Source organism: Herbiconiux sp., assembly GCF_023264895.1.
Lineage (GTDB): Bacteria > Actinomycetota > Actinomycetes > Actinomycetales > Microbacteriaceae > Herbiconiux.
Genome location: NZ_JAHFUY010000116.1, coordinates 1 through 12027 on the forward strand (window position 1 = coordinate 1; position 12027 = coordinate 12027).

The window sequence follows — 12027 nt, forward strand, 5'->3', positions numbered from 1 at the left end:
AACAACCCCTTCGCGAGCCAGCAGGGCATGCAGGGCGCAGGAGCCGGCAACGGCATCCCCCGCCCCGGTGCTCCCCGCCCCGGCGCCCCCCGTCCGGGTGCTCCGCGCCCCGGCGCCCCCCGTCCGGGTGCTCCCCGCCCCGGTGGCCCCGGTGGCTTCCAGCGCCCGGGCACCGGTGCAGGCTTCCGTCCGGGCGCTGCCCAGGGTGGCGGCGCACGCCCCGCTCCCGGCAGCCCCGGCTTCCGCGCCGGTGGCGCCCCCGGTGGCTTCGCGCCGCGTCCGGGTGCCGGCGGTCGTGGCCGTGGTCCCGGTGGTGGAACCGCCGGAGCGTTCGGTCGCGGTGGCGGCAAGAGCAAGGCCCGCAAGTCCAAGCGCACGAAGAGGGCTGAATTCGAGCTGCGCGAGGCCCCGTCGCTGGGTGGCGTGAGCGTTCCCCGCGGCGACGGCAACACCGTCATCCGCCTGCGTCGTGGCGCGTCGATCACCGACTTCGCCGACAAGATCGACGCGAGCCCCGGAAACCTCGTGACCGTGCTGTTCCACCTCGGTGAGATGGCGACGGCCACGGAGTCGCTCGACGAGGCCACCTTCCAGGTGCTCGGCGAAGAGCTCGGCTACAAGATCATGGTCGTCTCCCCCGAGGAGGAGGACCGCGAGCTGCTCGAGGGCTTCGACATCGACCTCGACCAGGAGCTGGAGGACGAGACCGACGAGGAGCTCGAGATCCGGCCCCCCGTCGTCACCGTCATGGGTCACGTCGACCACGGAAAGACGCGTCTTCTCGACGCGATCCGGAACGCGAACGTGGTCGCCGGCGAGGCCGGTGGCATCACGCAGCACATCGGTGCCTACCAGGTCGTCACCGAGCACGAGGGCCGCGAGCGGCCGATCACCTTCATCGACACCCCGGGTCACGAGGCGTTCACCGCCATGCGTGCTCGTGGTGCGCAGGTGACCGACATCGCGATCCTCGTGGTCGCCGCCGATGACGGCATCATGCCGCAGACGATCGAGGCGCTGAACCACGCCCAGGCGGCCAACGTGCCGATCGTGGTCGCGGTCAACAAGATCGACAAGCCCGACGCCAACCCGGCCAAGGTGCGCCAGCAGCTCACCGAGTACAACCTCGTGGCCGAGGAGTACGGCGGAGACGTCATGTTCGTCGACGTGTCGGCGCGCAACGACATCGGCATCCAGGACCTGCTCGACGCAGTGCTCCTCACCGCCGACGCCGGGCTCGACCTGCGGGCGAACCCCAACAAGGATGCTCGCGGTGTGGCCATCGAGGCCAAGCTCGACAAGGGCCGCGGCGCCGTCGCGACCGTACTCATCCAGTCGGGAACGCTCCGCGTGGGCGACGCGATCGTGGCCGGAACCGCCTACGGGCGTGTTCGTGCCATGGTCGACGAGAACGGCGAGACCGTCACGGAGGCGACCCCGTCCCGTCCGGTCCAGGTGCAGGGACTCTCGTCCGTGCCCCGCGCCGGCGACACCTTCCTCGTCACCGAGGAGGACCGCACCGCGCGTCAGATCGCCGAGAAGCGTGAAGCCGCTGAGCGCAACGCCTCGCTGGCCAAGGCCCGCAAGCGCATCTCGCTCGAGGACTTCACCCGTGCACTCGAAGAGGGCAAGGTCGAAGCGCTCAACCTCATCATCAAGGGTGACGTCTCCGGTGCCGTCGAGGCACTCGAGGAGTCGCTGCTCAAGATCGAGGTCGACGACAGCGTGCAGCTGCGCATCATCCACCGCGGTGTGGGTGCCGTCACGGAGTCCGACGTCAACCTGGCGACGGTCGACAACGCGATCATCATCGGGTTCAACGTGCGACCCGACACGAAGGCGCGCGAGCGTGCTGCCCGAGAAGGCGTGGACATCCGCTTCTACTCGGTCATCTACAACGCTCTCGACGACATCGAGTCCTCGCTCAAGGGCATGCTCAAGCCCGAGTTCGAAGAGGTGCAGTCGGGTGTGGCCGAGATCCGCGAGATCTTCCGCTCGTCGAAGTTCGGCAACATCGCCGGTGTCATCGTGCGGTCGGGAACGATCACGCGAAACGCCAAGGCGCGCGTCATCCGCGAGGGTGTCGTGGTCGGGGACAACCTGGCCATCGAGTCGCTGCGTCGCTTCAAGGACGACGTCACCGAGGTGCGCACGGACTTCGAGGCCGGTATCGGTCTCGGCAAGTTCAACGACATCCAGATCGGTGACGAGATCGAGACCATTGAGATGAAGGAGAAGCCGCGGGTCTAACCCGTGGCCGGGAGCCCGCCGTGGTCCGGTGTTCCCCTCACGCTTAGGATTGGGCTTCGCCCAAAGGCGCGTGAGGAGAACACCGGACCACGGCGGGCTCCCTCCTGTTGGACTCATGGCTTAGTAGGGAAGTAGGGAAAAGGGATGGCTGATCCGGCTCGGGCCGCCAAGATGGCGGATCGTATCAAGGTGATCGTGGCCAAGCGGCTGGAGAAGGGGATCCGGGATCCTCGTCTCGGGTTCGTGACGATCACGGACGTGCGGGTGACCGGGGATCTGCAGCACGCCTCGATCTTCTACACCGTGTACGGCGACGAGAAGGAGCGTGCCGACTCGGCCGCCGCCCTCAAGTCGGCGACCGGCATGCTGCGGAGCGAGGTGGGCCGCAACATCACGGCACGCCTCACGCCGTCGCTCGAGTTCATCGCGGATGCTCTGCCCGAGAACGCGAAGGTGCTCGAAGACCTGCTGGCCGAGGCCCGCAGTCGCGACGCCGCGGTCGAGGGGCTCGCGAAGTCGGCGCAGTACGCCGGTGACGAGGATCCCTATGTGAAGCCTCGTGTGATCGGCGACGAGGCTCAGGACGAGGCCGACGAGGCCGACGAGGCCGACGAGGACGACTCCGCGGCCGACAAGGCCTAGGGCAGCGCGAAGACGTCGTCGCCGACGGCCACGATGAGGCCGTCGGCGAGGAGCCCCGCCACGGCGCGTCCGTAGCGCGCGGGATCGGTCACGGCCTCGCCGAGCCGACTCCCGGGCACCGGATGCTCCGTGGCGCGCAAGACCCGCAGCACGGCTCCGCGGGCCTGCCGGTCCGAGCCCTCGTAGGCCTTCTGCACCGGCCGCCTCGCCACCTCGAGCTCGGGGTAGCCGGCGGCCCGCCAGGCGCACTGCGCGGCGAGCGGGCAGAGGTCGCACTTCGGCGACCGGGCGGTGCAGATCAGGGCGCCGAGTTCCATCATGCCCGCGTTGAAGCGCGCGGCGTCGCCGTCGTCGTCCGGCAGCAGCGCGGTCATGGCCGGCAGGTCGCGCTTGGCGTTGGGCGCTGCGGCATCCGGGAGCCCCTCGACGGCCCGGGCGATGACGCGGCGGATGTTCGTGTCGACCACCGGGTGCCGGTCGCCGTAGGCGAACACCGCGATGGCGCGCGCCGTGTAGTCGCCGATGCCGGGAAGACCGAGCAGGGTCGGCACGTCGCGGGGCACGATGCCGTCGTGCTCTTCGGTGATGGCGACCGCGCAGGCGTGCAGGCGCAGAGCCCGCCGCGGGTAGCCGAGCGACTGCCAGGCACGGACGGCCTCGCCGGGCGCCTCCGCCGCGAGGGCGGCGGGCTCCGGCCAGCGCGTGAGCCACTCATCCAGGCGCGGGATGACCCGCACCACGGGCGTCTGCTGCAGCATGAACTCGCTCACGAGGGTGCCCCACGGCGGGAAGCCGGGGCGTCGCCAGGGGAGATCCCGCGCGTGCAGGGCGAACCAGTCCACGACCGCGGCGGCGAAGGCGGTGGCGGGCATCCTCTCAGCCTAGGGGCGACAGGCCGCGCCGCTCTCGTGCTTAGACTCGGAGCATGGTCACCCCCGCCACGCCCGCGAGCGAGTTCACCGACGCGCTGAGCGCCGAGATCCGGCACAACTACCGCCTGGGCCGGGTGATCGTGGCCGTCGACGGCCTCGACTCCACCGCGGCCTTCGCCGACGAGCTCGCCGGCTCGTTCGAGCGCGCAGGAGCGCACGCCGTGCGGGCGTCGCTCGAGGGGTTCCTGCGGCCGCGCGCCGCCCGGGAGCTCCGGGGGGCCGACTCGGGTGCCGGGTACTACTTCGACCGCTATGACACCGACACCGTGAAGCGCGTGCTGATCGAGCCGTTCCGCTTCGGCGGCAGCGCGGGCTTCCAGACGCAGGGCTTCGATGCCGCTCGCGACGTGCCGGCGGAGTCGCGGTGGCTCACGGCCCCCGCCGACGCCGTGCTCGTGCTCGACGGGCCGTTCCTGCAGCGGCCGGGCCTCAAGGGCCAGTTCAACTACACCGCCTACGTCGAGAGCCTCTGGTTCGCGCAGGGCGAGGAGGTGCGCGAGGCCGACCGGCTCTACCAGGCCGAGGCCGGACCCCGCTTCGGTGCCCAGGCCATCATCGACCTGGCCGACCCCGCGCATCCGCGCCGCGTGTTCGCCGACTCGTGCTGAGCCGGCGACTGTTAGTGTCGCAGGCGTGAAATCCCCGTCCTCCACCGCCAGCGGCATCCTGCTCGTCGACAAGCCCGCGGGGCACACGAGTCACGACGTCGTGGCGCGCACCCGCCGGCTCGCCTGCACCCGCAAGGTGGGGCACGCGGGCACCCTCGACCCCATGGCCACGGGCCTGCTCGTGCTCGGCGTGAACAGCTCGACCCGCCTGCTCACCTACGTGGTGGGGCTCGACAAGGAGTACCTCGCCACCGTGCGTCTCGGTGCCGCCACCACGACCGACGACGCCGAGGGCGAGCTCGTGCAGGCGGCTCCGGCCGGGTCGCTCGACGGGCTGACACCGGATGCCGTGGCTCGTGCGTTCGAGACGCAGCACGGCACGATCGTGCAGGTGCCGAGCTCGGTGAGCGCCATCAAGGTCGACGGCAAGCGCGCCTACGCCCGCGTGCGGGCGGGGGAGGACGTGGTGCTCGAGGGCCGCACCGTCACGATCTCCGAGGTCGAGCTGCTCGGCGAGGCCCGCCGCGGCGAGACCGACGACGGAGCGTTCCTCGACGTCGACGTGCGCGTGGTGTGCTCCTCGGGCACCTACATCCGGGCCATCGCCCGCGACGTGGGCGACCTGCTCGGCGTGGGCGGCCACCTCACGGCCCTCCGGCGCACCCGCATCGGCCCGTTCGCCGTGCCAGACGCCCGCACCCTCGACGACCTCCTCGAGCGCGGTGAGCGGGGCGAGGCGCTCGAGCTCCTCGACGCGGCCGACGTGGCCTCCCGGCTCTTCCCGCGCCTCGACGTCGACGCCGCCGAGGCCACCGCGCTCGGGCACGGCCAGCGGATCGCGCTGCCAGAGGGCCGCGTGCCGGCCGCGGAGGCGGACGGGGTGCTGCTCGCCGCCGTGACCCCGGCCGGCCGGCTGCTCGGCCTGGTCGAGAGACGCGGCAGCACCGGCAAGAGCGTCGTGAACTTCCCGCCCGACGAGTACCAGGAGGCCCAGCCGTGATCGAGTGGTTCACCATCGTCCAGGTCGCCATAGCGACCGTCGGCGGGCTGCTCGCGGTCATCCTGGGCCTCGCGGGCAAGAAGCCGAACGACCTCGTGATGGGCATCGCCGCGCTCGTGGAGCTGCTGCTGATCGTGCAGCTCGTGATGGCAATCGCTTCCCCCGCCTTCGGCAACAACGCGACGGGCGACGTGCTCGAGTTCTACATCTACCTCGTGTCGGCGGTGCTGCTGCCGATCGCCGGCGGCTTCTGGGCGCTGATCGAGCGCAGCCGCTGGAGCACCGTCATCCTGGGCGCCCTGTGCCTCGCCGTGGCCGTGATGGTCTACCGGATGAACGCCATCTGGTTCGTGCAGGGCGCCTGAGTGCGGGGCCTGGGCCGCGTGGCCTCCGCGGTGCCATAAACTCGTAACGCCATGGCCCACGACACCCTTGCTCCCGCTCCGAAGACCCGCGCCCGTGGTGTGGGCCGGGTGCTCATCATCGTCTACGTCATCCTCGCCCTCGCCGCCACCGGCCGTTCGGTCTACGAGTTCATCGCGAAGTTCGACGAGGCACCCTTCGCCTACTCGCTCTCGGCGGTCGCCGCCGTCGTCTACATCGTCGCCACCATCGCCCTCATCGCGCCCGGGCCGGTGTGGTACCGGGTCGCGTGGATCGCCATCACCTTCGAGCTCATCGGAGTGCTGACGGTGGGAACCCTCAGCCTCTTCCTGCCCGAGCTGTTCGCCGAGGCCTCCGTGTGGTCGTGGTACGGCATGGGCTACCTGTTCGTGCCGCTCGTGCTCCCCGTGCTCGGCATGCTGTGGCTGCGGCGGTCGCGATGAGAACCTACTTCGACCTCTCCGAGGTGCAGGGCGACCTCGGCCCCTCTGCCGTCACGATCGGCAAGTTCGACGGCGTGCACGCCGGGCATCGCGCCGTCATCGGCGAGCTGCTGCGGGTGGCGGGGGAGAAGGATCTCCGCTCGGTCGTCATCACGTTCGACCGGCATCCGCTCGCCCAGCTCGACCCCGCCGCTCGCCCGCACGCGCTCGTGTCGAACGCCCAGCGGCTCGAGCTGCTCGCCGACACCGGCATCGACGTCACGCTCTTCCTGACCTTCGACGAGGCGCTCGCGTCGATGACACCGCGCGAGTTCGCCACCCGGGTGCTCCGCGACGTCTGCGGCACGCGCGTGGTCATGGTGGGCGAGGACTTCCGGTTCGGGGCCAAGGGCGAGGGCGACATCGAGATGCTGCGTTCGCTCGGTGCCGAGCTCGGCTTCGAGGTCGACCTCATTCCCGAGGTGCGCCCGGGCGAGGCCCGCAAGGTGTCGTCGTCGTGGATCCGCGAGCTGCTCGCCGACGGCGACGTCGAGCGCGCCGGCGAGATGCTCGGCCGCACGCCCTCGGTGCGCGGCGAGGTCGTGCACGGCGCCGCCCGTGGCCGCGAGCTCGGCTACCCCACCGCCAACCTCTCGCCCGAGTCGGAGGGGCTCATCCCCGCCGACGGTGTCTACGCCGGATGGCTGACCGACGGCGAGAAGCGCTACCCGGCCGCCATCTCGGTGGGCAGCAACCCGACCTTCACGGGCGTTCCGCCCAAGCAGGTCGAGGCCTACGTGCTCGACGAGGAGCTCGACCTCTACGGCCACATCGTCGACATCTCGTTCGTGGCGCGCATCCGAGGCCAGGTGCGGTTCTCCGGGATCGAGCCGCTGATCGCGCAGATGGACGACGACGTCGCCGGGGTGCGCGACATCCTCGCCGGGCGCTGAGCGCCCGTGCTGAGCCCCCGTTGAGCGGCTCGGGCCCTCGCCCCGCTGCGCCCGCTCCGCTCTGGCGAGGCCGCGCGCTCGCGCTCGTGGCGATCGTGCTGGTGGCGCTGAACCTCCGCACGGCGGTCGCGGCGCTCTCGCCGATCTTCGACGAGATCGCCGTCGACATCGCGCTCGGGTCGGTGGGCATCGGGCTACTCGGGATGCTGCCGCCGCTCTGCTTCGCCGCCGTGGGGCCGTTCACGCCCGCACTGCACCGGCGCTTCGGCCTCGAGCCCGTGATGATCGCCGCCCTCGCCGTGATGATCGGCGGACACGTCCTGCGGGCCGCCGGCGACTCCTACGCCGTGCTCGCCGTGGCCAGCGCCATCACCTTCGCCGGGATGGGCGCGGCGAACGTGCTGCTGCCTCCGCTCGTGAAGGCCTACTTCCCCGACCGCATCGGGCTCGTCACCTCGGTCTACGCCACCACCATGGCGATCGGCGCGACCATCCCGCCCCTCGTGGCCGTGCAGGTGGCCGACAGCGCGGGCTGGCGCATCTCGGTGGGGATGTGGTCGGTGCTCGCGGTCTTCGCCCTCGCGCCCCTCGTCGTGCTCGCGGTGCGGTCGAGGCGCCGGGAGGTCACGGCCGACGAGCCGCAGCCGGTGGCGCTCCGCGGGGTGTGGCGTTCGCCGCTGGCGTGGTCGCTCATGATCGTGTTCGGGCTCACGGGGGTGAACTCCTACGCGATGTTCGCGTGGCTGCCGGCCGTGCTCGTCGACGTGAGCGGCGTGACCGACGGGCAGGCGGGCCTGCTGCTGTCGCTCTACTCGGTGACGGGCCTCCCCGCCGCCCTCGTCGTGCCCGTGCTCGCCGTGCGGCTGAAGAACGTGGGCGTGCTGGTCGCCGTCGGGGTGCTCTGCTACGTGGCCGGCTACGCGGGCCTGCTGCTCGCTCCGGCCCCCGGCATCGTCTGGCTCTGGGTGATCCTGGCCGGGCTCGGCGCCCTGCTGTTCCCGCTCGCGCTCGTGCTCATCAACCTGCGCACCCGGAGCCACGAGGGCGCCGTGGCGCTGAGCTCGTTCGTGCAGAGCGTCGGTTACGCCCTCGCAGCGACGGGCCCGCTCGTCGTGGGCGTGCTGCACGAGCTCACCGGGTCGTGGACGGGGCCGATCCTGTTCCTCGCCGGGACCGCCGTGGTCGTGGGCGTCGCGGGCGTCGTGGTGGCGCGGCCCCGCATGCTCGAGGATCGTCGGCCGCTCCGCTGAGAGTGCCGGCGGAGCACCCGGCTGTGCATCCGCCGATGCGCTGAGCGGCCCGTGTCCGCCCGGCGTAGCGTGAGGGGAATGACGGATGACGCACGGCTGGCACTGGTCACGGGGGCTACGGGATACATCGGGGGTCGGCTCGTTCCGCGACTGCTGGAGGCCGGGTTCCGCGTGCGGGTGCTCGTGCGCACCCCGCTGAAGCTCGACGACGTGCCCTGGGCCGGTGACGTCGACGTGGTCGAGGGCGACCTCGGCGATCCGGAGTCGCTCGCGGCCGCGTGCGAGGGAGTCGACGTCTTCTACTACCTCGTGCACTCCATGGGAGGCGCGAAGCACGACTTCGAGGCCGTGGAGCGCGAATCGGCGGAGAACGTGGCGGAGGCCATCGCCGCCGCCGGCGTGAAGCGCGTCGTCTACCTGGGCGGCCTGCACCCGGAGGCCCACCCGGGATCGGGGGAGCCGGTCGACGACCTGTCCCCGCACCTGCGCTCGCGGGTGGAGGTCGGGCGCATCCTGATGGCCTCCGGCGTGCCCACGGCGGCCCTCCAGGCGGGCGTCGTGATCGGATCGGGATCGACCTCCTTCGAGATGATCCGCCACCTCACCGACGTGCTTCCCTACATGCCCGCGCCCAAGTGGGTGCGCAACCGCATCCAGCCGATCGCCGTGCGCGACGTGCTCTACTACCTCGTGCACTCCGCCGACCTGCCGGCCGAGCTCAACCGCACCTTCGACATCGGCGGCCCCGACGTGCTGCGCTACGGCCAGATGATGAACGGCTACGCCCTCGAGGCCGGCCTGAAGCAACGGGCGATCGCCGCGCTCCCCGTGCTCACCCCCTGGCTCGCGTCGCAGTGGGTCAACCTCGTGACGCCCATCCCGCGTGCTCTGGCGATGCCCATCATCGCGTCGCTGCAGTTCGACTGCATCACGCACGAGCACGACATCCGGCGCTACATCCCGGATCCCGAGGGCGGGCTGACGCCCTACCGTCGGGCCGTGCGCCTCGCGCTCCAGCGCATGAAGGCGGGCGAGGTCGAGACGAGCTGGCAGGACTCGCTCGTCGACGGCGCCGTGAGCGACCCGCTGCCGAGCGACCCCGACTGGGCCGGGCACACGGTCTACCTCGACGAGAAGGAGCGCCGCACGAAGGCGACCCGCGCCGATCTCTGGACCGTGATCGAGGGCATCGGCGGCGAGAACGGCTGGTACTCCTTCCCTCTCGCCTGGGCCGTGCGCGGCTGGATGGACAAGATCGTGGGCGGCGTGGGGCTCCGCCGAGGCCGCCGCAACGCCTCGCGGCTGAACACCGGCGACGCGCTCGACTTCTGGCGCGTCGAGCAGATCGACCGCGGCGAGTTCCTGCGGCTCCGCGCCGAGATGAAGGTGCCGGGGCGGGCCTGGCTCGAGATGCGGGCGCGCGAGGCCGACGACGGCGAGGGCGGTTCGGTCTACGAGCAGCGCGCCATCTTCTTCCCGCGCGGGCTCGGCGGCCGGCTGTACTGGTTCGCCATCTTGCCCTTCCACGGGGTGATCTTCAACGGCATGGCCAATCGCATCACCGAGACCGCCCTGGCGGCGGCCGACGGAGAGGCCGCGTAGACTGGCCCGCACGCAACCGGAGGTTCTGATGAGCGCAGTTTCCAAGACCGTCTTCGTGGGCGACAGCCTCACCGAGGGAGGCCGCTGGCAGGAATGGTTCCCCGAACTCGAGGCCGTGAACCTCGGTGTCGGGGGCGACACGACCGAGGGGCTGATCGAGCGGCTCGACGAGGTGGCGGCCGAGCAGCCCGACACCGTCGTGCTGCTGATCGGCACGAACGACGTGGCGAACCGCCGCGCGGTGGAGCACGTGGTGCGGAACATCGAGACCATTCTCGTGACGCTCCGCAACGAGCTGCCGGATGCGCGCATCCTGCTGCAGTCGGTGCTGCCGCGTGGGCGCGAGTACGCCGAGTTCGTGAAGGAGATCAACCGCCACGTGTGGCAGTTCGCCGCCACCGTGCGCGCGCACTACCTCGATCTCTGGCCCGTCATGGCCGAGCCCGACGGCGAACTGAACCCGGCCTACACCGAGGATCGCCTGCACCTCAACGACGCCGGCTACGAGGCCTGGCTCTCCGAGCTCCGCCCCGCCATCGAGCGGGTGCAGGACCTGCCGCCGGCGAGCCGGCCGATCCGGCTGCCCGACCTCAGCGAGCTCGGCAACGCCTAGAGAGGCGGGTCAGAGCCGGCCCAGCAGCCCCTCGAAGAAGCGGATGCCGGTGAACCACGTCGCCACGTGCATCCGCTCGTTCCGGGCGTGCAGCGTCGCGCGCTCCTCGGCCGACATCTCGAACGGACTGAAGCGGTAGACCGTGCGGCTGTGCGGGGAGAACCGGCGCGAGTCGGTGGCCCCCGTCTGCACGTAGGGGGTGACGATCGCCGTGGGGTAGGCGGCGGTGATGGCGTCGGAAAGCAGGTCCCAGACGGGCCCCTCGCTCCTCGAGACGCGCGCGGGCTCGTTGGCGTCCTCGACCTCGACCCGCACGAGCGGGTCGCCGATCGCGCGCTCGATGTGGCGCCGGGTGGAGTCGACGGTCGAGCCGATCGCGATCCGCACGTTCACGACCGCCCGCGCGCGCTCGGCCAGGGCGTTCGCCGCGAGCGAGCCGGAGAGCTGGGTGACCGCCATGGTCGTGCGGACGATCGCGGCCGTCTCGTCGCTCATCCGGGCGAACACCACGGTGAGGAGCGGGCGGAAGAATCGGGCGCGGGTGAAGACGAATCGCAGGGGGCCGCGTCCGTGCGCCCCGAGCGTCTGCACCATCTGCACGGTCACGTCGTTCATCCGGGCCCGGACCGGCCGTGCCGTGAGCCGCGTGATGGCCCGAGCCAGCCGGGCCGTCGCGGTGAGCGGCGGGGGAGTCGAGGCGTGACCGCCGTGCTGCTCCACGGTGAGGGTGAAGTTGGTGGTGCCCTTCTCGCTCACGCCGACCACGGCCACGGGGTCGTCGACCGTGGGGAAGAGCTTCTCCACCACCGCGCCGCCCTCGTCGAGCACGAGGCCGATCTCGATGCCGCGGCCCACGAGCAGGGCGGCCGCCGCCGCTGCTCCCGTGCCGTGGGTCTCCTCGTCGTGGCCGAAGAGCAGGTGCACGTCGTGTCGCGGCTGGTGGCCCTCGGCCACTCGGCGCTCGACCGCCTCGAGGATCGCGACGACCGAGCCCTTGTCGTCGAGCGTCCCGCGGCCCCAGAGCACGCGGTCTGGGCCTGCGCCCGTGATCACTCCCGCGAAGGGCGGATGCGTCCAGCCCTCGTCATCCGCGGCCACGACGTCGTAGTGCGCCATCAGCACGGCTGCCGGGCCGGGCTCGCGGCCGGCCCAGCGGTAGAGCAGCGTCCCGCCGGCCACGACCTCGCGCTCGAGGGAGGCGTGCAGGGCGGGGTAGAGCTCGGCGACCCTGTCGCGGAACGACTCGAAGACGGCGTCGTCGACCTCGGCGACGTCGAGGCGTGACATCGTGGGGAGGGCGAGCAGCGATCGCAGCCGCTCGAGGGCCTCGTCGTCGCGGGCGGTCACGACGCTGCGGGGACGCGCGCGGCG

The 12027-nt window shown here is 71.5% G+C and carries 12 protein-coding genes; 10 read left to right on the top strand and 2 right to left on the bottom strand.

From position 1 onward, the window contains the following. Both infB and rbfA read left to right on the top strand, forming a co-directional pair. On the top strand, positions 1–2250 hold a 2250-nt coding region (gene infB / locus Q0D57_RS17480), incomplete at its 5' end, for a translation initiation factor IF-2 (RefSeq protein ID WP_291046448.1). A gap of 144 nt (positions 2251–2394) precedes the next feature. Further along, positions 2395–2892, top strand: a complete 498-nt coding sequence (gene rbfA / locus Q0D57_RS17485) for a 30S ribosome-binding factor RbfA (RefSeq protein WP_291046450.1) — start codon at positions 2395–2397, stop codon at positions 2890–2892. Here the strand turns inward: rbfA and Q0D57_RS17490 are convergent. Next, positions 2889–3764 carry an A/G-specific adenine glycosylase gene (locus Q0D57_RS17490; protein ID WP_291046452.1) on the bottom strand — a complete coding sequence of 292 codons (876 nt, stop codon included), beginning with the start codon at positions 3762–3764 and terminating at the stop codon, positions 2889–2891. The two genes, rbfA and Q0D57_RS17490, sit on opposite strands and share 4 nt — an antisense overlap. Positions 3765–3817: 53 nt before the next feature. Here Q0D57_RS17490 and Q0D57_RS17495 point away from each other — a divergent pair, with 53 nt between their 5' ends. The 8 genes from Q0D57_RS17495 to Q0D57_RS17530 all read left to right on the top strand — a co-directional run bounded on the left by Q0D57_RS17495 (position 3818) and on the right by Q0D57_RS17530 (position 10656). After that, on the top strand, positions 3818–4432 hold the full coding sequence (locus tag Q0D57_RS17495) for a uridine kinase (RefSeq protein WP_291046454.1): 615 nt from the start codon (positions 3818–3820) through the stop codon (positions 4430–4432). A 25-nt stretch (positions 4433–4457) separates the two neighbouring features. Then, positions 4458–5432, top strand: a complete 975-nt coding sequence (gene truB, locus Q0D57_RS17500; RefSeq protein WP_291046457.1) for a tRNA pseudouridine(55) synthase TruB — start codon at positions 4458–4460, stop codon at positions 5430–5432. Continuing rightward, positions 5429–5797 carry a hypothetical protein gene (locus tag Q0D57_RS17505; protein ID WP_291046459.1) on the top strand — a complete coding sequence of 123 codons (369 nt, stop codon included), beginning with the start codon at positions 5429–5431 and terminating at the stop codon, positions 5795–5797. Before truB ends, Q0D57_RS17505 begins: the two co-directional genes overlap by 4 nt. Before the next feature lie 51 nt (positions 5798–5848). After that, a complete protein-coding gene (locus Q0D57_RS17510; RefSeq protein ID WP_291046462.1) occupies positions 5849–6259 on the top strand; it encodes a hypothetical protein in 411 nt (136 codons plus the stop codon). Continuing rightward, positions 6256–7191, top strand: coding sequence for a bifunctional riboflavin kinase/FAD synthetase (locus Q0D57_RS17515; RefSeq protein ID WP_291046466.1), 936 nt, complete (start codon positions 6256–6258; stop codon positions 7189–7191). Before Q0D57_RS17510 ends, Q0D57_RS17515 begins: the two co-directional genes overlap by 4 nt. Before the next feature lie 20 nt (positions 7192–7211). After that, positions 7212–8441, top strand: a complete 1230-nt coding sequence (locus Q0D57_RS17520) for an MFS transporter (RefSeq protein ID WP_291046467.1) — start codon at positions 7212–7214, stop codon at positions 8439–8441. A 78-nt stretch (positions 8442–8519) separates the two neighbouring features. Then, the gene (locus Q0D57_RS17525) at positions 8520–10043 is read left to right on the top strand and encodes an SDR family oxidoreductase (RefSeq protein WP_291046469.1); all 1524 of its coding nucleotides are present in this window, start codon (positions 8520–8522) and stop codon (positions 10041–10043) included. 28 nt (positions 10044–10071) lie between these two features. After that, a complete protein-coding gene (locus Q0D57_RS17530; RefSeq protein WP_259527138.1) occupies positions 10072–10656 on the top strand; it encodes an SGNH/GDSL hydrolase family protein in 585 nt (194 codons plus the stop codon). A gap of 9 nt (positions 10657–10665) precedes the next feature. Here Q0D57_RS17530 and Q0D57_RS17535 read toward each other — a convergent pair. Continuing rightward, a partial coding sequence (locus tag Q0D57_RS17535; RefSeq protein WP_366518640.1) for a M20/M25/M40 family metallo-hydrolase occupies positions 10666–12027 on the bottom strand: 1362 nt, incomplete at its 5' end.